The sequence below is a fragment of the Streptomyces sp. NPDC042259 genome, assembly GCF_055582085.1.
The window spans coordinates 192,179-213,791 of sequence record NZ_JBVJDW010000008.1 but is presented as its reverse complement, the minus strand read 5'-3'; the positions used below and the strand labels follow the sequence as shown (position 1 = coordinate 213,791).

At 74.2% G+C, this 21,613-nt stretch carries 23 protein-coding genes; 13 read left to right on the top strand and 10 right to left on the bottom strand.

Translation table 11 applies throughout. The annotated features are described in order from the left end of the window. The first annotated feature begins 213 nt into the window (after positions 1-213). Positions 214-1,071 carry a DUF6777 domain-containing protein gene (locus ACZ6MA_RS22385; protein WP_469435673.1) on the top strand — a complete coding sequence of 286 codons (858 nt, stop codon included), beginning with the start codon at positions 214-216 and terminating at the stop codon, positions 1,069-1,071. Positions 1,072-1,225: 154 nt separating this feature from the next. Here the strand turns inward: ACZ6MA_RS22385 and ACZ6MA_RS22380 are convergent, their stop codons facing one another. Next, positions 1,226-2,089, bottom strand: coding sequence for an EamA family transporter (locus ACZ6MA_RS22380; protein ID WP_469435672.1), 864 nt, complete (start codon positions 2,087-2,089; stop codon positions 1,226-1,228). 109 nt (positions 2,090-2,198) lie between these two features. Here ACZ6MA_RS22380 and ACZ6MA_RS22375 point away from each other — a divergent pair, with 109 nt between their 5' ends. Beyond that, positions 2,199-2,771 carry a helix-turn-helix domain-containing protein gene (locus ACZ6MA_RS22375; RefSeq protein ID WP_469435671.1) on the top strand — a complete coding sequence of 191 codons (573 nt, stop codon included), beginning with the start codon at positions 2,199-2,201 and terminating at the stop codon, positions 2,769-2,771. A 54-nt stretch (positions 2,772-2,825) separates the two neighbouring features. Here ACZ6MA_RS22375 and ACZ6MA_RS22370 read toward each other — a convergent pair whose 3' ends face one another. Both ACZ6MA_RS22370 and ACZ6MA_RS22365 read right to left on the bottom strand, forming a co-directional pair. Further along, entirely contained in the window at positions 2,826-3,323 is a 498-nt protein-coding gene (locus tag ACZ6MA_RS22370; protein ID WP_469435670.1) for a GNAT family N-acetyltransferase, read from the bottom strand. A 287-nt stretch (positions 3,324-3,610) separates the two neighbouring features. Beyond that, the gene (locus ACZ6MA_RS22365) at positions 3,611-4,018 is read right to left on the bottom strand and encodes a CoA-binding protein (RefSeq protein WP_469435669.1); all 408 of its coding nucleotides are present in this window, start codon (positions 4,016-4,018) and stop codon (positions 3,611-3,613) included. Positions 4,019-4,094: 76 nt separating this feature from the next. On the opposite strand from ACZ6MA_RS22365, the gene ACZ6MA_RS22360 reads away from it, so the two are divergent. The 3 genes from ACZ6MA_RS22360 (at position 4,095) to ACZ6MA_RS22350 (ending at position 9,176) form a co-directional block, all read left to right on the top strand. Further along, a complete protein-coding gene (locus ACZ6MA_RS22360) occupies positions 4,095-4,721 on the top strand; it encodes a YigZ family protein (RefSeq protein ID WP_469435668.1) in 627 nt (208 codons plus the stop codon). 148 nt (positions 4,722-4,869) lie between these two features. Continuing rightward, positions 4,870-6,093: an exonuclease SbcCD subunit D gene (locus ACZ6MA_RS22355; protein ID WP_469435667.1), complete on the top strand. Its 1,224-nt coding sequence runs from the start codon at positions 4,870-4,872 to the stop codon at positions 6,091-6,093. Beyond that, positions 6,090-9,176 (top strand): AAA family ATPase, encoded by a 3,087-nt coding sequence (locus ACZ6MA_RS22350; RefSeq protein WP_469435666.1) that lies wholly within the window; start codon positions 6,090-6,092, stop codon positions 9,174-9,176. Before ACZ6MA_RS22355 ends, ACZ6MA_RS22350 begins: the two co-directional genes overlap by 4 nt. Here ACZ6MA_RS22350 and ACZ6MA_RS22345 read toward each other — a convergent pair. From ACZ6MA_RS22345 to ACZ6MA_RS22335, 3 genes are all read right to left on the bottom strand, one after another. Next, positions 9,166-9,612, bottom strand: coding sequence for an Lrp/AsnC family transcriptional regulator (locus tag ACZ6MA_RS22345; protein ID WP_469435665.1), 447 nt, complete (start codon positions 9,610-9,612; stop codon positions 9,166-9,168). The two genes, ACZ6MA_RS22350 and ACZ6MA_RS22345, sit on opposite strands and share 11 nt — an antisense overlap. A gap of 103 nt (positions 9,613-9,715) precedes the next feature. After that, entirely contained in the window at positions 9,716-10,654 is a 939-nt protein-coding gene (locus tag ACZ6MA_RS22340; protein ID WP_469435664.1) for an alpha/beta fold hydrolase, read from the bottom strand. Next, entirely contained in the window at positions 10,651-11,274 is a 624-nt protein-coding gene (locus ACZ6MA_RS22335) for a TetR/AcrR family transcriptional regulator (protein ID WP_469435663.1), read from the bottom strand. Before ACZ6MA_RS22335 ends, ACZ6MA_RS22340 begins: the two co-directional genes overlap by 4 nt. A 202-nt stretch (positions 11,275-11,476) precedes the next feature. Between ACZ6MA_RS22335 and ACZ6MA_RS22330 the strand changes: the two genes are divergently transcribed. The 5 genes from ACZ6MA_RS22330 (at position 11,477) to ACZ6MA_RS22310 (ending at position 14,299) form a co-directional block, all read left to right on the top strand. Further along, a complete protein-coding gene (locus ACZ6MA_RS22330; RefSeq protein WP_469435662.1) occupies positions 11,477-11,950 on the top strand; it encodes a carboxymuconolactone decarboxylase family protein in 474 nt (157 codons plus the stop codon). A 119-nt stretch (positions 11,951-12,069) separates the two neighbouring features. Beyond that, positions 12,070-12,993, top strand: coding sequence for an RNA polymerase sigma-70 factor (locus tag ACZ6MA_RS22325; RefSeq protein WP_469435661.1), 924 nt, complete (start codon positions 12,070-12,072; stop codon positions 12,991-12,993). Positions 12,994-13,131: 138 nt separating this feature from the next. Then, positions 13,132-13,641, top strand: coding sequence for a rhodanese-like domain-containing protein (locus tag ACZ6MA_RS22320; protein ID WP_469435660.1), 510 nt, complete (start codon positions 13,132-13,134; stop codon positions 13,639-13,641). A 53-nt stretch (positions 13,642-13,694) separates the two neighbouring features. Next, positions 13,695-13,928, top strand: a complete 234-nt coding sequence (locus tag ACZ6MA_RS22315) for a hypothetical protein (protein WP_130876588.1) — start codon at positions 13,695-13,697, stop codon at positions 13,926-13,928. Then, on the top strand, positions 13,928-14,299 hold the full coding sequence (locus tag ACZ6MA_RS22310) for a toxin Doc (RefSeq protein WP_469143573.1): 372 nt from the start codon (positions 13,928-13,930) through the stop codon (positions 14,297-14,299). The genes ACZ6MA_RS22315 and ACZ6MA_RS22310 overlap by 1 nt, the downstream gene beginning before the upstream one ends. 19 nt (positions 14,300-14,318) lie before the next feature. Here ACZ6MA_RS22310 and ACZ6MA_RS22305 read toward each other — a convergent pair whose 3' ends face one another. Both ACZ6MA_RS22305 and ACZ6MA_RS22300 read right to left on the bottom strand, forming a co-directional pair. Further along, positions 14,319-15,695: a GNAT family N-acetyltransferase gene (locus tag ACZ6MA_RS22305; protein WP_469435659.1), complete on the bottom strand. Its 1,377-nt coding sequence runs from the start codon at positions 15,693-15,695 to the stop codon at positions 14,319-14,321. A 115-nt stretch (positions 15,696-15,810) separates the two neighbouring features. Then, positions 15,811-17,202: a dihydrolipoyl dehydrogenase family protein gene (locus tag ACZ6MA_RS22300; protein ID WP_469435658.1), complete on the bottom strand. Its 1,392-nt coding sequence runs from the start codon at positions 17,200-17,202 to the stop codon at positions 15,811-15,813. Positions 17,203-17,402: 200 nt separating this feature from the next. On the opposite strand from ACZ6MA_RS22300, the gene ACZ6MA_RS22295 reads away from it, so the two are divergent. Continuing rightward, on the top strand, positions 17,403-17,837 hold the full coding sequence (locus ACZ6MA_RS22295) for a VOC family protein (RefSeq protein WP_469435657.1): 435 nt from the start codon (positions 17,403-17,405) through the stop codon (positions 17,835-17,837). Positions 17,838-17,867: 30 nt separating this feature from the next. On the opposite strand, the gene ACZ6MA_RS22290 is transcribed toward ACZ6MA_RS22295, so the two are convergent. Next, on the bottom strand, positions 17,868-18,698 hold the full coding sequence (locus ACZ6MA_RS22290) for an alpha/beta fold hydrolase (RefSeq protein WP_469435656.1): 831 nt from the start codon (positions 18,696-18,698) through the stop codon (positions 17,868-17,870). 148 nt (positions 18,699-18,846) lie between these two features. On the opposite strand from ACZ6MA_RS22290, the gene sigJ reads away from it, so the two are divergent. Next, positions 18,847-19,749, top strand: a complete 903-nt coding sequence (sigJ, locus tag ACZ6MA_RS22285) for an RNA polymerase sigma factor SigJ (RefSeq protein WP_469435655.1) — start codon at positions 18,847-18,849, stop codon at positions 19,747-19,749. A gap of 194 nt (positions 19,750-19,943) precedes the next feature. On the opposite strand, the gene ACZ6MA_RS22280 is transcribed toward sigJ, so the two are convergent. After that, positions 19,944-20,690 (bottom strand): SDR family oxidoreductase, encoded by a 747-nt coding sequence (locus ACZ6MA_RS22280; protein WP_469435654.1) that lies wholly within the window; start codon positions 20,688-20,690, stop codon positions 19,944-19,946. A gap of 149 nt (positions 20,691-20,839) precedes the next feature. Between ACZ6MA_RS22280 and ACZ6MA_RS22275 the strand changes: the two genes are divergently transcribed. Next, positions 20,840-21,580: a GntR family transcriptional regulator gene (locus tag ACZ6MA_RS22275; RefSeq protein WP_469435653.1), complete on the top strand. Its 741-nt coding sequence runs from the start codon at positions 20,840-20,842 to the stop codon at positions 21,578-21,580. Positions 21,581-21,613 lie beyond the last annotated feature (33 nt).

Genomic DNA, 21,613 nt, shown 5'->3' with positions numbered 1-21,613 from the left:
TCCGAGCCCGGGCCCTACGGGTCGTCACACCGGCCCACGGAGCCGGGCCGGCCGGCGGAGCCGCCGTCCGGCGGGCCGGGAGGCGGGTACGGCCCCTCCGGCCCCTCCGGCCCCTCCGGCCCGGGGCAGCCGCCGGGGCCGCCCTCCGGCGCGCGCGGGGGGTCCGGCGGCGGCCGTCCTCCCTGGTGGCGGTCCGCCCCGCGCGTCGCCCTCGTGGCCGGTGCCCTGGTCGCGGCCGTCGCGCTCGGGATCTTCTTCACCCGGCAGGGCGGCGGGGGCGGGGAGGTGTTCCTCCAGGCGGCGTCCGCGGAGGGGCCCGACCCCTACTCCAAGTCGACGGCTAAGCAGTCCGACACGGGCGGGGCGAAACCGCCGGAACCCCCCGCCGAGGGAGGCAAGAGCCCGACCTTCTCGGGGTCGACGCAGGGCCTCTACGGCGGCACCCAGAACGTCGCCGCCTGCGATGTCGAGAAGCAGATCACGTACCTGACGGAGAACCGGGACAAGGGCGGTGCGTGGGCGCGGGCCGCGAGCATCGAGCAGGGCCGCATCCCCGAGTACCTGCGCGGACTGACACCGGTGCAGCTGCGCTACGACACCCGGGTCACCAACCACGGTTACCGCGACGGCGCCCCCACCGAGCGTCAGGACGTCCTGCAGGCGGGCACGGCCGTGATGGTCGACGACCGCGGTGTGCCGCGGGTGCGCTGCGCGTGCGGGAACCCGCTGAAGGAGCCGGTGGCCATCAAGGGCGACGTCAAGCCCCAGGGCCAGGCGTGGCCGTCCTACCAGGAGAAGAGGTCGGTGGTGGTCCAGCGGTCCACCACCGTCATCAACATCTTCTTGATCTACGACCCGCGCACCGGCGAGTGGATCGAGCGGCACCGCGGGGACACGGGCGGCAAGGACCGCCCGGCTTCGCCGCCCGGGGGCGGCGAGTCGCCGGGGACGTCCAGCGGATACGACAGCGACACACCGTCGTCCGGGCCGGCGTCACCCGCGCCGGGCTCCTCGCCGCCGACGAGCGCCCCGGCACCGGAAGGCCCGCCCTCGGAGGGCCCGGCGTACTGAGACGGCCGGTGCACTGAGACGGACCGGCGACTGAGCGGCCCGTTGCACTGAGGCGGCCCGTTGTACTGAGCGGCCCGGTGTACTGACGTGGACCACGTCCGCGGCCGACGCGTTCCCGCGTCGGCCGCGGACGTGCCTTCCCGTCGTGGCGGTGTCAGCCGCTCGCGAGCAGGACCGTGCCGACCAGTGCCAGGCCGGCGCCCGCCGCCTGCACCGCGCGCAGCCGTTCGCCCAGGCCCCGCGCGGCCAGCGCAGTCACCACCGGGTAGAGCGAGGCGAGGACGGCGGCGACGGTGACCGGCCCGCTCTGGGCGGCCAGGCTGTACGTGCCGTTGGCCGCCACGTCCGCGAGCCCGACGAAGGCGAGCGCCGGCAGCACCGCGCGGATGACGTCCCGGCCCCCGGCGGGCAGGGCCGGATTGCCGCGCCGCGCGGACGCGAACAGCGCCGCACCGCCGACCACCACATTGCAGACGCGCTGGACGAACAGGGCGAGGAACAGCCCCGTCAGAGTGTGTGACGCCTCGGCGATCAATGCCATCACCGAACCGAAGCCGAACGCCGCGACGAGGGTGAGCACCAGCGTCTGCCGCCGCACGGGCGCACCGCCGAATCCCGGGCCGCTCGCGAGGACGACCCCGGCCACGGCGACCGCGATGCCCGCGATCTGGAGCAGCCCGGGCCGTTCGCCGATCAGGAGGCCGACCCCGACGGGCACGGCGACGCCGCCCAGCGCGCCGAGCGGCGAGACGACCCCCATCGGACCGAGGGCCAGCGCGCGGTAGAAGCAGAGCATCGCCGCCGGGCCCACCACACCGGCCGCCACCGCGTACCACAGCCGCGGGCCGGCCTCGGACCAGCCGCCCGTGGCCAGGACGACCACGCCCAGGACGACCACGGCCAGCACCTGCGAGACGACGACCACGGTGAGAGCGGGGATGCGCCGGGTCAGCACACCACCGCCGAAGTCGGCCAGCCCCCACAAAAGGGCGGTGGCCAGCGCGAAGACCGCTGTCATGGAAGAACCTCGCAGTACAGTGTGATGAACGGTGGAGTCCAGCACACCGTAGTTCAGTGCAGTGAACTACGTCATCCAAAATATTGGTACTCGCGATAGGGGGCGGTCCGTGACGGACCTCGACCGGCTCACGCAGTCACTCGCCCGCAACCTCAAGCGCTGGCGCGCCGAGCGGCACTTCACGCTCGACGCCCTGGCGGCCCGCTCCGGAGTGAGCCGCGGCATGATCATCCAGATCGAGCAGGCCCGGACGAACCCGAGCGTCGGCACCACCGTGAAGCTGGCCGACGCCCTGGGCGTCAGCATCACCACCCTCCTCGACCAGGACCGGGGGGCGCCGGTGCGGATCGTCCCCGAGGCGCGGGCGGTGCGCATGTGGTCCAGCGAGGCCGGCAGCCACACGACGCTCCTCGTCGGCGCCGAGGCGAGCGGACCGCTGGAGCTGTGGGACTGGCGGCTCGTCCCCGGGGACGGCAGCGACTCCGACGCCCACCCGCCCGGCACCGTCGAATTGCTGCGGGTGACCGCCGGTGTGCTCACGCTCGTCGTCGACGGGCAGGCGCACACCGTGCCCGCCGGCACCTCGGCGACCTTCGACGCGGGCGTCCCGCACGCCTACCGCAACGACGGGGCCGAGACCGTCGAGATGACGATGGCGGTCTCCATCCCGCCGGCCCGCTGACCCCGCCCGGGCGAGGACCCGCCGGGTGCGGCGACGACCCCGCCGCGGGGACGGTCAGGCCGGGCCGGCCCGACGGGCCGAGAGGTCCAGCGACAGGGCGAGCGAATGCTCGGCGAAGCCCAGGCTCCGGTACAGCGGCTCGGCGTCCGGCGTCGCGTGCAGATCGACGCGCGTGACGCCCCGCTCCGCGAACCAGTCGAGCAGCGCCTCGGTGGTCGCCCGGGCGAAACCGCGCCCCTGGTAGCGGGCGTCGGTACACACGGTGAAGACGAACCCGAACCGCCCCGTGGGATGCCCGGGTGCGGGCAGCCGCTCCTCCAGCCGCCCCACGGCGCACGCGGCGAGATGCGGGGCGCCCGGCCCCGGATCGCCGTCCACGACGAACGCGCCGAGCACCGGGCGCCGCGCCGCGAGCTGCCGGCGGGCGATCTCCTCGGCGTCGCGCTCCCAGTCGCCCGGGGTGTCCCGCCCGCTCATGGCGGCGAACATCAGCCGGCGCAGACGGACGAGTTCGGCCGCGTCCTCCGGACGGGCGCCGCGTATCTTGATCATGAGCCGATGCTAGGCCGTGTCCGGAAAGTAGCGCCGTTCGCCCGGAGGGCGTGGCCCGGGGCATCTGGTGCGTGCGATCGCAAGGCGGAGGGTCGCCCTCGTACTGGACGTACGTGGGCGGGCCCGACAACGCGGCGAGTGTGCGTGCCAGACGCCCCGGGCCAGGCGGGACTTTCCGGACACGGCCTAGCGCCTTCGGGTCGCCCCCCGGCCGCGGGCCGGTCCCCGCCGTGCGGACGACGCGGCCCGGCACGAGCACGGCGCATTCCGCGGGCGCGGGGAACGGCTCAGCGCAGCCGCGGTATCTCGATCGCCGGACACCGGTCCATCACCATGTCCAGCCCCGCCGAGCGCGTCCGCTCGTACGCCTCCTCGTCGACGACCCCCAGCTGGAACCAGACCGCCTTGGCGCCGATCGCGACGGCCTCGTCCGCGATGGCGCCCGCCAGCTCGGAGTGGACGAAGACGTCCACCACGTCGACGGGGAAGGGCACCTCGGACAGGGACGCGTACCCCCGCTCGCCGTGCACCGTCTCGGCCTTGGGGTGCACGGGCACGACACGCTTGCCGTACCGCTGGAGCACCTCCGCGACGCCGAACGCCGCCCGCTGCTCGTTCGTCGACAGACCGACCACCGCCCAGGTGTCGCCGGTCCGCTCGATGATCTTCCGGATGATCCCCGCCTCTGCGTACATGCCCGCTCAACGAGCGGCCCGCATTGATCATTCCCGCGGTTCCCGCTCCCGTCGGGGCGCCGCATAGGGTGGTGGGATGCGAGAGCGGTACCGGACGGTCGCGCGCGAAGGCGTGCACGAGATCGAGATCAACAAGTCGCGCTTCCTCTGCGCGCTGGCGCCCGCCGCGACCGAGGAGGAGGCGCAGGCCTTCATCGCGCGCGTCCGCAAGGAGCACCCCACCGCCCGCCACCACTGCTTCGCCTACGTCCTGGGCGCCGACGGCTCCGTACAGAAGGCGAGCGACGACGGCGAGCCCGGCGGCACCGCCGGGGTGCCCATGCTGCAGATGCTGCTCCGCCGCGAGGTCCGCTACGCGGTGGCCGTCGTCACCCGCTACTTCGGGGGCGTCAAGCTCGGCGCGGGCGGCCTCATCCGCGCCTACGGCGGGGCCGTCGGCGAGGCCCTCGACACCCTCGGCACCGTGACCCGGCAACGCTTCCGTCTCGCGACGGTCACCGTCGACCACCAGCGGGCCGGGAAGCTGGAGAACGAACTGCGGGCGACCGGCCGCGCCGTGCGCGAGGTGACCTACGGAGCGGGGGTGCGGATGGAGATCGGGCTGCCGGAGGCGGACGTGGAGCCGTTCCGGGCCTGGCTGGCGGACACCACGGCCGGGACGGCCGGCTTCGAGCTGGGCGGCGAGGCCTACGAGGAGGCCTGACGCCCGGCCCGGCCGCCCCGCCCCGCACCGCCCGGCGCGGTCCGGGCCCACACGCCGGGTGCCGACATCGAGTACCGTGCTGGGTCGGGTCGTACTGGGAGTATTCGGAGCGCGGAGGAACGGAAAGCATGCAGCTCGGAGCCCCGCGTTGAGAATGCTGCACACATCGGACTGGCACCTCGGCCGGTCCTTCCACCGCGTGAGCCTGCTGGCGGCGCAGCGCGCGTTCATCGACCACCTCGTCCACACCGTGCGCCAGCAGCGCGTCGACGTGGTCCTCGTCGCCGGTGACGTCTACGACCGGGCGGTGCCGCCGCTCGCCGCCGTCGAGCTGTTCGACGACGCCCTGCACCGGCTCGCCGACCTCGGCGTACCCACCGTGATGATCTCCGGGAACCACGACTCGCCCCGCCGCCTCGGCGTCGGCGCGGGGCTCATCGAGCGGGCCGGCATACATCTGCGCACCGCCCCGGCCGCCTGCGGCACCCCCGTCCTCCTCGCCGACGCCCACGGCGACGTCGCCTTCTACGGGCTGCCCTACCTCGAACCCGCCCTCGTGCGCGAGGAGCTGGGCGCCCGCCGCGGCAGCCACGCCGCCGTGCTGGAGGCCGCGATGGACCGGGTCCGGGCCGACCTCGCCACCCGGCCCGCCGGGACCCGGTCCGTCGTCCTCGCCCACGCCTTCGTCGCCGGCGGCGTCGTGAGCGACAGCGAACGCGACATCACCGTGGGCGGTGTCGCCGCCGTACCCGCCGCCGTCTTCGACGGTGTGGACTACACCGCGCTCGGCCACCTCCACGGCTGCCAGACGATCACCGAGCGCGTCCGTTACTCCGGCTCCCCCCTCGCGTACTCCTTCTCCGAGACCGACCACCGCAAGACCATGTGGCTGATCGACCTCGACGCCGGGGGAGCGGTCGCCGCCGAACGGCTCGACTGCCCCGTGCCGCGCCCGCTCGCCCGGATCCGCGGCCGCCTCGGCGACCTCCTCGACGACCCGCGGCTCGAGCGCCACGAGCAGGCGTGGGTGGAGGCCACGCTCACCGACGCGCACCGCCCGCAGGAGCCCATGGCCCGGCTCGCCCGGCGCTTCCCGCACGTGGTGAGCCTCGCGTTCGACCCCGACCGGCCGCCCGAGGACCCGCTCGCCTCCTACGCCCAGCGGCTGCGTGGCCGCACCGACCGGCAGATCACCGAGGACTTCGTGGCCCACGTGCGCGGCGGCCGGGGCCCCGACGGCGCCGAGGCGGCCGTGCTCACCACCGCGCTCGACGCCGTACGGCTGGCCGGCACCGAAACCGGCACGGACGGCACGGAGGCAGGGGCCCGGCCGGGGACCCGGCCCGGGGCCGTCCGCGAGGAGGCCCGATGAGGCTGCACCGGCTCACCGTCACCGCCTTCGGCCCCTTCGGCGCCACCGAGCACATCGACTTCGACGAGCTGTCCGCCGCCGGGCTGTTCCTGCTGCACGGCCCCACCGGCGCCGGCAAGACGTCCGTCCTCGACGCGGTCTGCTACGCCCTCTACGGCACGGTCCCCGGCGCCCGGCAGGGCAGCGGACTGACCCTGCGCAGCGACCACGCGGAGCCGGGCACCCCCACCGAGGTCACCCTCGACCTCACCGTCGGCGGACGGCGGCTGGAGATCACCCGGCGGCCCGAACAGCCGCGCCCCAAGAAGCGGGGCACCGGCGTCACCCGCGAGAAGGCCTACAGCGCGCTCCGCGAGCACAAGGACGGCCACTGGGAGGGGCTCAGCCGCTCCCACCAGGAGATCGGCGAGGAGATCAAGCAGCTGCTCGGCATGAGCCAGGAGCAGTTCTGCCAGGTCGTCCTGCTGCCGCAGGGGGACTTCGCCCGCTTTCTGCGCGCCGAGGACACCGCCCGCGGCAAGCTGCTGGGCAAGCTCTTCGACACCAGCCGCTTCGCCGAGGTCGAAAAGCACCTCGCCGAGCTGCGCTCGGCCGCCGAGAAGCAGGTCATCGCCGGAGACGAGCGGCTGCTCGCCCTCGGTCACCGGATACGGCAGGCCGCCGCCGATCCCTCGCTGCCCGAGATCGGCACGCCCGCGCCCGCGACGGCGCCGCCGCCCGGCACCCGGCCGGGGCGCGGCGCCACCGTTCCGGCGCAGCGCGCCGCCGAGCCGCCCCTGGCCCCCGGAGCCCCCGGACTGGCCGAGGCCGTCCTGGAATGGGCCGCGCTCGCCCGCGGCAACGCCCGCGAGCGCCGCGACATCGCCGCGGCCGCGGCCCGGGCCGCCGACGCGGCGCACCGCGCCGCACGGGAGGAAGCCGACGCGGTACGCGAACGGGACCGCCTCCAGCGCCGGCACGCCGACGCCCGGCAGCGGGCCCTCGCCCTCGAAGAGCGCCGCGAGGAAGCACGGCGACTGCGCGAGCGGCTGGACCGGGCCCGCGCCGCCGGGTCCGTCACCCCCGTCCTGGAACTGCGCGAACGCGCCGAGCGCGGCCACCGCGACGCCGTCGCCGCCGAGGCGCGGGCCCGGCAGGGCCTGCCCGCCGAGCACACCGACAGCGGTGCCGAGGCACTGGCGGCACTGGAGCGACGGCTCCGCGAGGAACTCGGCTCGCTCACGGGCGCTCGCCGCGCCGAACAGCGGGCCGCCGACATCGCCGCCGAACGCGCGAACCTCGAACACGAGGCCCGCCTCGACGAGGACGTCCTCACCGACACGGCCGACTGGCTCGCCGGCTGGGAGAACCGGCGCGCCGCCCACGAGCGGCGCGTCGAGACCGCCCGGGAGGCCGCCACCCGGGCCGCCCGGCTGGAAGGCGAACTGGCCCCCGCCCGGCAGCGGCTGGACGCCGCCGTCGAGCGCGACCGCCTGGCCGGCCGGGTCGAGGACGCGGAGGAACGGCTGCGCGCGGCGCGCGAGCGGGCCAACGAGGCCCGTGCGCACTGGCTGGACCTCAAGGAGCGCCGCCTGCTCGGCTTCGCCGCCGAGCTGGCCGCCGCACTGGAGCCGGGCGAGGCGTGCAAGGTGTGCGGCTCCACCGAGCACCCCGACCCGGCCCGGACCGCGGCCGACCATGTGGACCGCACCGACGAGGAACGCGCGCTGGAGGCCTCCCGGCGGGCGGACGTCGCACGCGAGGACGCCGACCGACGGCTGCACACCCTGCGCGAGGCCTTCGCCGCGGCCGCGGCCGGTGCGGGCACCGCCACCGTCGCCGAACTGACCACGGCCGCCGAGGACGTTCAGCGCGCCTTCACCGAGGCGCGGGACGCGGGTGCCGACGCCCACGCCGCCCGCGAGGCGCTGGAACGCGCCGAGCGCGAGTACGAGCTGCGCCGGGAGGAGCGTCAGGCCGCCCAGCTCCGCGGCTCCGCCCGCACGGCACACCGGGAGCGACTCGACGCCCAACTGGCGTCATTGGAAGAGGAGTTGACCCAGGCGCGCGGCGGCGCGGCGACGGTCGCGCAGCGCGCCGCGCTGCTGGAGCGACGGCTCGCCCGCCTCGCCGAGGCGGCCGACGCCGTACGGGCGGCCCAAGACGCGGCGACGCGTCTGAAGGAGGCCGACGCCCGGCTCGCCGACGCCGCCTACCGCGCGGGCTTCGACACCCCCTGGGCCGCGGCCGACGCGATCGTCTCCGGCGCCGGGCAGCGGGAACTGCAACGGCGCCTGGACGCGTGGCAACGGGAGGAGACCGAGGTCGCCGCCCAACTCGCCGACCCGGCGGCCGCGGCCGCCGCCGCGCTGCCCCCCGCCGACCCGCGGGCCGCGGAGGAAGCCGCCGACGCCGCGACCCGCGCCCTGCAGCACGCCTTCGCCGAGGACACCGCCGCCCGCGACCGGTGCGCGGAACTCGACCGGCTCTCCGCCCAGGCCACCGCCGACGCACACCGGCTCGCGCCGCTGCGCGCGCGGCACCACCGGGTGGCCTCCCTCGCGTCGCTCGCGGCCGGCACCTCCGCCGACAACGAGCGGAAGATGCGGCTGGAGTCCTACGTCCTCGCCGCCCGGCTCGAACAGGTCGCGGCCGCCGCCACCGCGCGCCTCCAGCGCATGTCGGGCGGCCGCTACACCCTCGTCCACTCCGACCAGCGGACGAGCGGCCGCGGCCGGTCCGGTCTGGGCCTGCACGTCATCGACGCGTGGACCGGCAGCGAACGCGACACCGCGACCCTCTCGGGCGGCGAGACGTTCTTCGCCTCCCTCGCCCTCGCCCTCGGCCTCGCCGACGTCGTGACGGACGAGGCGGGCGGCATGCGTCTCGACACGCTCTTCATCGACGAGGGCTTCGGCAGCCTCGACGAGCAGACCCTCGACGAGGTCCTCGACGTCCTCGACGCGCTGCGCGAGCGGGACCGCACGGTGGGCATCGTCAGTCACGTCGCCGATCTGCGCCGACGCGTCCCGGCGCAGCTCCACATCGTCAAGGACCGCTCGGGTTCGGCCGTGCGGCAGCGTACGGCGGGCGTCAGCGGCTGAGCGCCCGGCGGGCCAGCGGCGAGGAGTAGACGATGCTGGTGGTCACCGAGCCGAGCGCGCCGATCCGCCCCGCGACCTCCTCCAGATGCCGCATCGACCGGGCGGCCACCTTGATGACGAAGCAGTCGTCGCCCGTCACATGGTGGGCCTCCAGGATCTCCGGCGTCGTGGCCAGCAGATCGTGGAAGGGCTTGTAATTCCCGTTCGGGTAGCGGAGCCGGACGAAGGCGAGGACGGGCAGCCCCAGCTTCTCGGGGTCCACGACGGCGGTGTAGCCGCCGATGACCCCCGCGTCCTCCAGACGGCGGACCCGTTCGGTCACGGCGCTGGAGGACATGTTCACGGTGCGCGCCAGCTCGGCGAAGCCCGCACGTCCGTTGCTCTGCAGGGCGTCGAGGATGCGCCAGTCCGTGGCGTCGGGGGAATAGCCGGTCATGGGCGATGTCTAGCAGTGAAATCCCCGGGCGAACAAGGTCTTTGTCGGGGATCCCACATCTCGCGAAGTGCGGGCGGCCGCCGTCCGGAGGGCGGTGGAGGCCTCAGCCCGTCCCGGCGCCCCCGGTACGCGCGGACGGGTTCGCGGGATGTCCGTCGCCGTCGGCGGCATCGCGCGGCGGTCCCGCGCGTACCGCTGTCAGGAACGGGACGAGCGCGTCGATGAAATGGTCGTTCCGGTCGCCGGCCACCATGTGCCCCGCGCCGGGCACATCGACGCGCCGCGCGTGGGGAACCCCGGCGCAGAACTCCTCGGCGATGTCCTCGCGCACCACGTCGCTGCTCCCGCCGCGGACGAGCAGGATCGGTGCGTCGGTGTGGCGCGCGGCGTCCAGGAGACGGTCCGCCATGCCGGGCGGGTCCGTCCGGCCCTCGAAGCTGTCCAGCATCCGGGGATCCCAGTGCCAGACCCAGCGATCGCCGTGGCGCCGCAGGTTGTTCCGGATCCTTGCGGGGTCCTGTGGCAGTGGGCGGTCCGGCAGGTGGGCGGATGCCGCCGCGGCCGCTTCCGCCACGCTGACGAAACCGTCCGGCCGGTGGCGCATGAACGCGACGATCCGGCGCACCCCGCCGGGGTCCGGTCGATGGGCGACGTCGACGAGCACCAGAGCGCGCGTCACCGCCCTGGGCTCCTCTCCCGCCGCGAGCAGGGAGGACAAGCCGCCGAGCGAGGCGCCGACGAGGACCGGCCGGCCGCCGAGTCCGGCGGCCAGGGCCCGGACGTCCCCGGCGAACGCACCGAGGTCGTAGTCACCGTCGGCCGGCCAGTCGCTGCCGCCGTGCCCGCGCAGGTCCGGGGCGACGACCCGCCATCCCAGGGCGGCCAGCCGGGGGCCGGTCCGGGACCAGGCGTGCCGGGTCTGGCCGCCGCCGTGCAGCAGGACGAGCGGCGGCGAGGACGCCTCGCCCCACACGTCCGCCGCGAGCGAGATGCCACCATGGCCCGTGAAGCGCCAAGGCCGGGGCGACGCGCCGGCGGTCATGTGGCGCCCCGGGTGCGCAGCGGCGCCAGCAGCCGGTCGCGGTGGGGTTCCGCGGCCGCCGCGGCGAGCGCGACGTCCAGCGCGAACAGGGCGCGCGCGAGGAACCGGTCGTCGTCGATGAGGGCGGCGACCCACTGATGCAGCGCGCCCACGCAGGCACTGCCGACCACGGCGGCCAACGCGTCGGTGTCGACGTCGGTGCGCAGAAGACCCCGGTCCCGTGCGTCCGCCATCGCCCGGCGGAGCAGGGTGAGCGGACCACGGTCGAGTACGAGGCCGCTCTCCTCCCATTCGCGCACCAGGCGACGGGTAACGACCGGGTCGTCCACGAACAGTCCGACGGTCGCCGCGACGACGTCCTGCGGGCGGGCGGCTGCCAGCCCGGCCAGGCGGCGATCGAGTGCGTCCATGAACCCGTTGGCGAGCGCCTCCCAGATCTTGTCGCGCGGTCCGATCAGGTTGTACACGGTGGCCGGGGCGACCTCCGCCCGCTCGGCGATCCGCTCGGTACTGAGCACCGAGTCCGGGCTGTCGCGCAGGAGTTCCCGCGTGGCGTCGAGGATGCGGCTCCGCCGCCGGGCCTTCTGCCGCTCGCGCAGCCCTCCTTCGGCCGTCCGCATACGGGCACACCCCTTCGAAAACATAGAGAGTTCTCTAAATTTAGAGCTGCCTCCAGGGGCGGTCAAGCGTTCCGTGCGGCGCGGGCGGCCCCGCTCCGGGATGGGTGCGAGAGACGCAGGTCACATTCGCCCCTGTCACAGGGGGTCGGGCTGTCTCGTCTCAGGGATGTAGCCACGGACGACGACCACAAAGGAGCACCCCATGGACGCACGACTGGACTTCCTCGCCGACCCGACCGCCGGCAAGGCCCTCAAGCACGTCATATCGGCCGGCAAGATGATCAAGGACTCGCCGCTGCCGACCGCGACGCAGGAGCTGGTGGCGCTGCGCATCAGCCAGATCAACGGCTGCGCCGTCTGCATCGACATGCACACCAAGGAGGCCGCCGTCACCGGCGAGTCCGCGGCGCGGCTGCACCTCGTCACGGCATGGCGGGAGGCCACGGTCTTCACCGAGGCCGAGCGGGCCGCGCTGGCGCTGGCGGAGGCGGGGACCCGGATCGCGGACGGGGCCGCCGGAGTCAGCGACGAGGTATGGGCGGCCGCCGCCCGGCACTACGACGAGGAGCAGCTCGCCGCCCTGGTGATGGTGATCTCCCTCATGAACATGGTGAACCGGCTGAACGTCATCACCCGCCAGCCTGCCGGAGGCTACGAGCCCGGGCAGTTGTACTGAACGGCACCCGGGCGCGGGGGCGTTTACGCTGACCCGCGGACGGTCCGGATGATCACCAGAAAATGTCTGCGCCCGGTGTGTACGGGCAGGTGACGGCGTTTCAGGGGGAGGAACACGACGTGAGCAAAGTCGAGGATTTCGAGGAGCTGCGGCCACTGCTGTTCTCGATCGCCTACCGGATTCTGGGCAGTGTGAGCGAGGCCGAGGACGCCGTGCAGGAGACATGGCTGCGCTACGACGGATCGGCGACCCGGCCCACGTCGACGAAGGCCTTCCTGTCGGCCGCGGTGACGCGGATCTCGATCGATGTGCTGCGTTCCGCGCGGGTACGGCGGGAGGAATACGTCGGCCCGTGGTTTCCCGAGCCACTGCTCAGCGACCCCTATCAGGATCCGGCCCGGTCGGTGGAGCTGGCGGACTCGGTGTCGATGGCGGCGCTGTTGCTGCTGGAGCGGCTCACCCCGCTGGAGCGGTCGGTGTTCGTGCTGCGGGAGGTGTTCGCCTTCGGGTTCGACGAGATCGCCGCGGCGGTGGGGCGTTCGGAGGCGGCGTGCCGACAACTGTTGGTACGGGCACGACGGCACATGGAAGCCGGACGGCCCCGGTTCGCGGCGGACCGGCGGGAGCGACAGGAACTGGCGACCCGCTTCCTCGACGCGCTCAAGGACGGCGACGTGGGCGGACTGCGGGACCTGCTGGCCGCCGACGCACAACTGGTCGGGGACGGCGGCGGCAAGACCCCGCAGTTCGCCAGCAGCATCACGGGCGCGGAGAAGGTGGCCAGGCTGCTGGGTACGTTCTTCCCCTGGCTGCTGCGGATCGACGTCTCCTTCGAGCCGCACGACGTCAACGGCCAGCCCGGCCTGATCATCCGCGACCGGGACGGCAAGGTCCTCCAGGCCATGGCGCTGGAGGTGCTCGACGGACGGATCCAGACCATCCGCGCGGTGAGCAACCCCGACAAGCTCGGCCACATCGGCCCGGTCGCCGACGCGTGGGCCGTCCACCACGAGGTGAAGCGGGTCCGCCGGCAGCCGCGGTGACTCCGGACGGGTTTCGGGCCGGTCCCGTGGGACCGGGGAATCACCGGCCGCCGCTGGTATTCGGCGGGGAATCCGCGCCCCGGCGCGGGATGTGCCGGGGAAGTGCCGTTCGCTTCCGCGATCCTGGGCCATAGATTTTTGGTCATGACCACCACGACATCCCGCCAGCCGCAGTCCGCCGAGTCCGCCGTGAGCCCCGTCCTCGCCATGCCGCCCGCGGCCCCCGCCGACGCCGCCGAGTACTTCGCCGCCCGTCTCGCCTTCCATACCGATGTCGCCGACGTGCACGCCTCGCTGGCGGCCGGGGCCGCGGACTTCGTGGTTGTCGACTCCCGCAGCACCCCCTCCTGGGACCAGGGGCACATCCCCGGTGCCGTGCATCTCCCCACGGCCCGGATCCCGCAGCTCGCGGCCGCGTTCCTGGACCCGGCCGTGCCCGTCGTCGTCCACTGCTGGGGACCGGGCTGCGACGGTGCCACCCGGGCGGCGCTCGCCCTCGCGCGGCTCGGCTACCGCGTCAAGGAGATGATCGGCGGCATCGAGTACTGGATCCGCGAGGGCTACGCCGTCGACACCTGGGAGGGCTCCCGGCAGCTCCCGGCCGACCCGCTGACCGCGCCCGTCGGCTCCGACGACTGCGGCTGCTGAGCCGGATCCCGTGACCCCTGCCGCAGCCGGTACCGGAGCGGTACCGTGGGGCAATGCCGGCACTCAACGTGGAATTCACCGAACAGGAACTCGCGGACATCCGCGAGGCCGCCGCCGCCGACGGCAAGAGCATCAAGGCGTATGTGCACGACCTGTCCGTACGCGAGCAGCAGCGCCGGCGCTTCGTGGAACGGGCCGCGAAATTCTGGAACGAGAACATGGCCGAGTTCGACGCGGCGTTCCCCGAGGAGGCTCCGCCGTCCGCCGGGCGGGGCGCGGCGGCCTGATGGCACTGCTCATCGATCTGCCCTGGCTCCTGGGCGTACAGGAGCAGAAGCTGCACGAAGAGCCCGCCGTGCACGACTACACGGCGCTGCACGCGGCCGTGTCCCGGCACGCCTTCGACGTGGCGCGGTTCGACTACCGCCCCGACGCCGCCTGGCGCGCCGCCGCCCTGATGCACACGCTGGTCCGCCTCCAGCCGCTGCCGGTGCGCAGCAGTCTGTACGCGTGCATGGTCGTCGTGGCCTACATGGCCGCCGCCGGCGAGGGCATCGACCCGCCGTACGGCGCCGTCGTGGATCTGGCGCGGGACATCAAGGAGTACCGCGTCGAGGTGTACGAATGCGCCGAGCGGATCCGCGCCTGGCGCATCTGACCGTTCACCACGGCTGCCCTCAGGGAGCCGTCCGCACGGTCGCGGGCGCCAGGCGCGCGGTGATCACGAGGGTGCCCTCCTCGATCTGGTAGTCCAGCGGCACATCCAGCGCGCGCATCGCCGCGACCATCCCGGTGTTGGAGGCCTGGGTCACCGCGTAGACGCTCGCGCACCGCGCCTCCCCGGCGAGCGCCACCAGCCGGCCGAGCAGCTCGGCGCCCACCCCGCGCCGCTGCCATTCGTCCTCGACGAGCAGCGCGACCTCGGTCTCGTCACCGTCCCACAGCAGATGGCCGAGGGCGACCAGACGGCCGGAGGCGGTGTACGCCGCCAGGGTGCGGCCGTAGCGCGGGCTCAGGAGGTGACGCAGATAGCGGTCGGCGTCCCCCATCGGCCCGTGGTACCGCAGGGCGAGTGTCGCGGGGGAGCAGCGGTCGTGCATCTCGCGTGCCGCGACGAAGTCACCGGGCCCGGCCCGGCGGACGGTGATGGCATTGCCCTCGGGCAGGGTCAGCACATCACTGCGCGGCGGTACGCGCGGACCGAGCCGTGCGTCCAGTTCGACCAGCGCGCGGGCGCGGGCGAACTCCGTGGGGGTGAACGGGAGATACGGGCGCTCGATGGTGATCGATCCGCCGGACGGGTCGCGCAGCCGCATCACCGTCTCCTCCCAGACGCCTTCCGCCGGTACCGGTCCGGCCGGGGCGCCGCTGCGCGGTGCACGCGCCGGGACGGAATGGATCGTGCACCGGCCCAGCAACTGCCGCAGTGCCAGCGGCAGTTCGGAGGCGTCGAGCGCGGTGCGGGTGGCGAGGTTCAACACCCGGGTCGGGGCGTCCACGAGGTCGTGGGCGTCGGCCCGTTCCAGCCAGGTCCCGCTGCCGCCCCCATCGGCGACGGCGCCGGTCAGCACGTCCGGCGGCAGGAACGCCGGGGCGCGCAGCAGCAGTTCGTCGACGGTGCCGTCGGCCAGCGGGTGGGTCTGGAGGGCGAGGATGTCGACCCGGTGCCGGGCCAGCGCCTGGCACAGCGCGGCCAGCCTGCCGGGCTCGTCGCGCACGGTGGTGCGCATCCGCCACAGGGTCGTCGCCCCCGGGTCCGCCGTCGGGCGGGGGCCGCGGGCGGGGGCCGGGGCACTGCCGGTGCCCCGCGGCTCGTCCCCCGTCGGCGGGGGAGCGGGGTGGTGCCGCCGGGCCCACCAGGTGTGGAACCCGGTCGTCGCCAGCAGGGCGGCGGCGGAGGCGAGCAGCAGGGTGGGGCCGTCGGGGCCGTGCACGACGGTGTCGGCCACACAATCGGCGGCGGCCACCGCGGTGAACAGGGCGGCCAGTTCGACCAGGTCCCGCCGCCAGTGAGGGGGCCGGTGAGCACGCTTCGCGGGGGTCTCGTCGGTCATGCCACCACCCTGACCGAACGGTGTTGCGTGATCACGAACGTCCTGTGACCGATGGGTTAAGGACGCTTCCGGCTGTTCCGTGCGAAGCGCCCGTTTCCCCTCGCGTACCGCGGGGTCAGCCTCCGCCGCCGCCCGCACCCAGGTCCTTCAGCGCGTCCTCCACGGCCCGGTGGAACGTCGGGTACGCGTAGATCATGTGCCGCAGCGACGCGACCGGCACCTCCGCCCGGACCGCCACCGCCAGACCGTACAGCACCTCGCCGCCCGCCGGCCCCGCCGAGGTCGCACCGACCAGCACCCCGCGGTCCGCGTCCTCCACGAGCTTCACCAGGCCCGCGTTGCCCGCCTTGTGGATCCAGCCGCGCGCCGAGGACGGCACCCGCGCGAGGCCCGTCCGCACCCGCAGCCCCTGCTCCCGGGCCTGCTTCTCGGTCAGGCCCACCGCCCCGATCTCCGGGTCGGTGAAGGTGACGCGCGGCAGTGCGCGGTAGTCGGCGTCGGGGCCCGGCTCGCCGAGCACCGCCCGTACCGCGATGTCCGCCTCGTACATCGCCACGTGGGTGAACGCCCCGTGCCCGGTCACATCGCCGACGCCCCACAGCCCCGGCGCCGCCAGCAACTGCCCGTCGACCGTCAGCGCCCGCGCCTTCGGGTCCAGGCCCACGGTCTCCAGGCCCAGCCCGGTGAGGTCCACCCGACGGCCCGTGGCGACCAGCAGCCGTTCGGCGGTCAGCTCCTCGCCGCCCTCCAACGTGACCGTGAAGGTGTCGCCGCTGTGCCCCACGCGGCTCGCCCGCGCCCCGGCGCGCAGGGTCAGGCCCTCGTCGCGCAGCACCCCGGCCAGCAGCTCGCCGGCCTCCGGCTCCTCGACGGGGATCAGGGAGTCCAGGGCCTCCACGACCGTGACGCGGGTCCCGAAGCGGGCGTAGACCTGCGCGAGCTCCACCCCGATCGCGCCACCGCCGAGCACCAGCAGGGTGCGCGGCGGCTCCTTCGCGGCGATCGCGTCCCGGTTGGTCCAGTACGGCACGTCGGCGAGACCGGGTACCGGCGGGATCTGCGGGCGGGTGCCCGTCGCGAGCACCACACCGCGCCGGGCGTGGAAGGCCTCGGTTCCCCCGTCGTTCCCCGTCACCTCCACCCGGCCCGGCCCGGCGAGCCTGCCGCGTCCGCGCACCAGCCGGCCGCCCTTGCCGGTGAAGCGGTCGGCGGCGACCCGGTCGTCCCAGTCGTCGGTGGCCTCCTCGCGGATCCGGGCGGCCACCGGCCCCCAGTTGGCCGTGACCTCGGTGGCACCGGCCATGCCGGGCACCCGTCGCGCCTCCGCCAGCAGATTCCCGGCGCGGATCATCATCTTGCTGGGCACGCACCCCCAGTACGGGCACTCGCCGCCGACCAGCTCCGCTTCGACGCCCACCACGCTGAGCCCGGCCTCGGCCAGACTGCCCGCCACGTGCTCACCGCCCGGCCCCATACCGATGACGACGACATCCACCTGCTCGGCCATGGTGTTGACGCCCCTTCCCGTCGGGTTCCGCTCGGTTCGGCCCAGGTTCCCCACCTTCCCACCCGCCGCGGGCGGCGTCACTGTCCGACGCGCCCCGGCCGGGGCACGGAAGGACCGGCCGGAAGGGCCGGGTCCTGCGACCAAGGTCCGAGGACCAGCGACCCATCGCGGGAACGATCACCGCCGCATAAGCTCGCGCCATGCCTGCCGACGCACACGCGCACATACGCATCGCCCGCCCCTCCCGTGACCTCGCAGCGGCGGAGCGCTTCTGGGTCCACGGACTGGGGCTGTCCGTTCTCTGGCGGCGCGAGGCCACCGCCGAGGACCCGCCGGGCGAGAAGTACCGCCTGCTCATGGTGGGCTGGCCGGACGCCGGCTGGCACCTGGAGCTGTCCTGCGAGGCCGACGCGCCCGTCGTGCCGGCGCCCACCGAGGAGGACCTGCTCGTCGTCTACGTCGACGGCCCGGTCCCCGACGAGCTGGTCGCCCGCGTCGAGGAGCACGGCGGCAAGCGCGTCCCGGCGCGCAATCCGTACTGGGACGAGTGGGGGGTCACCCTCGAGGACCCGGACGGCTACCGATTGGTGCTCTCGACGCGCGAGTGGACCAACGTCCCCTTCCCCGGGGCCTGATGCGGCGGCGACGAGCCGGCGGCGAGCGCGTCAGCGGGTGGCGTCGAGGATGACACGGGCCACGAGCGCGGGATCGTCGCTCATGGGGACGTGCCCGCAGCCGGGCAGCCGTATGAGCCGTATGCCGGGCATGACCTTCTTGGCGCGGACGCCCTGGCGGCATGGGAGGAGCCGGTCGGCGGTGCCCCAGGCGACGGTGACGGGCACACCGGCGAGGTCGTGGGTGAAGAGCACCGAGCGCCCGGCGGCGAGGGTGGTCTCGAACGCCGTCGCCTCGCACAGGGCGCGGGTCTCGGCGATCACCGCCTCCGGCGAACGGCGGCCGGGCCGGGCGTATATGGCGGAGGTCAGGGCCGCTCGGCCCGCCGCCGTGCGGGCCAGCCGCGCGACCACGGAGGAGGGGAGTCTTCGGGCGCCGTGCCGCATGGCGAGCAGCACCCCGAAGGCGTAGCGGCGCTCGCCCTCGGTCCAGAACCCGGCCGGGGAGAGGGCGGTGACGGTCCGTACGAGCTTCTCGTGCCCGAGTTGCAGGGCGAGCAGCCCGCCGAGGGAGTTGCCCACGACATGCGGCCGGTCCAGGCCCAGTGCCGCGAAGAGCGCGCCGAGGACGGCCGTCACGCCCCGAAGGTCGTGACCGACACCGTCGGGCAGCGCGGGGGAGACCCCGAAACCGGGCAGGTCGACGGCGATGACGTCCCGCTCGGCGGCGAGGGCGCCGACGACCGGGTCCCAGACCTGGAGGTGGTGGCCGATGCCGTGCAGCAGGACCACCGGCTCACCGCCGCCCACCCGTTCGTAGGCGACCCGCGTGGTCCGCCGTCCGGTGGGGGTGTCGAGGGGGAACGAGATCGTGTCGACCATGGGAACAACTCCTGTCGTCATCCGCGCTCGGCGTGTGTGAGACAGAATGTCAGCAGCGGTTACCACTGGGTAGACCTCTGGCCCGAACCGCTGGTCGCCCGAGGTGAGAGCTGGTTCACGTGGACAACCCGGCGGCGTATCGGGTGGGATGGACGCCGTGGACGAACCGCGAACGATTACCGCCGCCCTGGACGTTTTCGAGGAGCACCGGTCCACGCTGACCGGCGTGGCCTACCGCATGCTGGGGCGGGTGGCGGACGCGGAGGACGTCGTCCAGGAGGCCTGGCTGCGCTGGTCCGGCGCGGACCGCGGCGAGATCCGCGACGCACGCGGGTACCTGGTGCGCGTCACCACCCGGCTGGCCATCGACCGGCTGCGCCAGGCGCAGTCCCGGCGCGAGGCCTACGTCGGGCCGTGGCTTCCCGAGCCGATCGTCACCGACTTCGGCCACACCGTGCCCGACGCCGCCGAGCGGGCCGTGCTCGCCGACTCCGTCTCGCTCGCCGTCCTCGTCGTCCTGGAGACGCTCTCCCCGCTGGAGCGCGCGGTCTTCGTACTGCGCGAGGCGTTCGGCTTCCCGTACCAAGAGATCGCCGTCACCCTCGACCGCTCGGAGCCGGCCGTACGGCAGCTCGCCGGGCGGGCCCGGCGCCACGTCGAGGAGGGCAAGCCGCGCTTCGCGGTGGATCCGGCACGCCAGCGTGAATTCACCGAACGGTTCCTCGCCGCCGCCGCCGGCGGCAGCATCGAGCAACTGCTCGCCCTGCTCGCACCCGACGTGCGGCTCCTCAGCGACAGCGGCGGCAGGGCCAAGGCTCCCCGGCGGATCATCGACACCGCCGACAAGGTCGGCCGGTTCCTCATCGCCGTGGCCCAAGGGCCGCTGCCGGAGCCGGAGTTCCGCTTCATGGAGATCAACGGCCGCCCGGGGCTGTGCGTGCTGTCACGGGGACGCCCGGACAGCGTCTTCAGCCTCGACATCGAGGACGGGCGCATCACCGCGATCTACATGCTCCGCAATCCTGACAAGCTCTCGCGTCTGCCGTTGTAGGTGGTGACCGGCGGATCCTCGGCCGCGGGCCGTGCCGTGCCGCACCACCGCTGCGCGGCGGTCGTCCTCAATCTCCCCCAGCTACCGCTGGGAGGTGCCCCCAGACGGGCTTGCTGTGCTGTGTCCTCAAGGGCGCTCGCCGCCGCAGGCGGCCAGGACGGCCGTCAGCCGACGAACCGCCGGCCAGGCGAGAGTCAGAGCCCGCCGGCCACACGCAGCACCGCCCCCGTCGTGTACGACGCCTCCGGTGACATCAGCCACGCCACCGCGCCCGCGACCTCGTCCGGCTCGCCGGGGCGGCCCATCGGCACTCGGTCCGCCTTGCGCCACGGACGCTCGGGGTCGCCCATCGCGGCGTGGATACCGGTGACGATCATGCCGGGCTGCACCGAATTGACCCGGACGCCTTCCTGGGCGAGTTCCTTGGCCAGGCCCATGGTCAGCGCGTCCACGGCGGCCTTGCTCGCCGCGTAGTGGACGTACTCGCCGGGGCTGCCCAGCGTCGCCGCGCCGGAGGAGATGTTCACGATCGCGCCGCCCCGTCCGCCGTGCCGGGTCGACATCTCCAGGGCCGCCCGCCGGGCACAGATCAGCGCGCCCGTCACATTGACGTCGACGACCCGGCGCATCCGGTCCACCGGCGTTTCGGTGAACCGGCCGAGCGGCCCGGTGATCCCGGCGTTGTTGACCAGGCCGGTGACCGGCCCCAGCCGGTCCCGCACCGTGTCGAACAGCTCGTCGACCCGGCTCTCGTCGCTGGTGTCGGCCCGCACGGTCACACACTCCACGCCCGCCGCCCGGACCGTGGCCGCCGTCTCCTCGGCGGCGTCCCGCGCCCGCTCGTAGCCGATGCCGATGTGATGCCCGGCGTGGGCCAGCCGCACCGCGACCGCCGCCCCGATGCCCCGACCGCCGCCCGTGATCACGGTGACCTGATCCATGTAAGCGCTCCGAGTATGAAGACCCGATGATCATCGACCGTACCTCTGTCATTGGTCTTGACCAAGTGTGCGTACCGTCCTATGGTCGCAGGGATACTGCAACAACCTTTAATAAAGAAGCGCGCGAAAAGCCTTTGCGGAGGATCAGGGTGGGGACCACGCAGCTGGAAACGGTGCCGGAGCCGAAGTACTGGCACCTGAAGACCGTGCTCACCGACGCACTCGACTCCGAGTTCGCCGTGGGCGAGATCCTGCCCAACGAACGTGAGCTGGCGGCCCGTTTCGGCGTCGCCCGGGCCACGCTCCGACAGGCCCTCGAACAGCTCGAACTGGAAGGCCGCCTCCAGCGCCGCCGCGGTGTCGGCACCACCGTCGCCCCGCCCCGGGTGGGCGTCGCCGTCGGTGACGCCGAGCACAGCTGGCCCGGCGCGTCCGCCGACAGCTGGCAGCCCGTCGACAGCGTCATGGCCGCCCCGCCCGCCGCCGTCGCCCGCCTCCTGGGCACCGCGGCCGACACCGCCGTGCACACCGTGCGCCGCACCCGCGGCAACCACGGCCAGCCGGTCGCCGCCGAGCTGCTGTACGTACCGGCGGACAGCGTCCCCGGGCTCACCGGCATCGGCACGCTCACCGGGACGGGCCGCGCCCGGGCCGTGCTGCGCGAACTGCGGCGCCTGGGCCTGGAGGGGCAGGACCGGTCCGTCGAACTCGGCTCGGCCCGGGCCGACGACGCCAAGCAGCTCGACCGGCTGCCCGGCTCGCCCGTCCTCCTCGTCACCACCCGCTACTACGCGAACGGCGGCACCGCCGCCGTCGCCGTGGCCACCTACCGTGCCGACACCTGCCGGCTCACCTTCGGCGACCCGGGCGTGCAACTGCTGGCCGGCTGACGTCCGGCCGCCCGGCGGTCGCGGCGGGCCCGG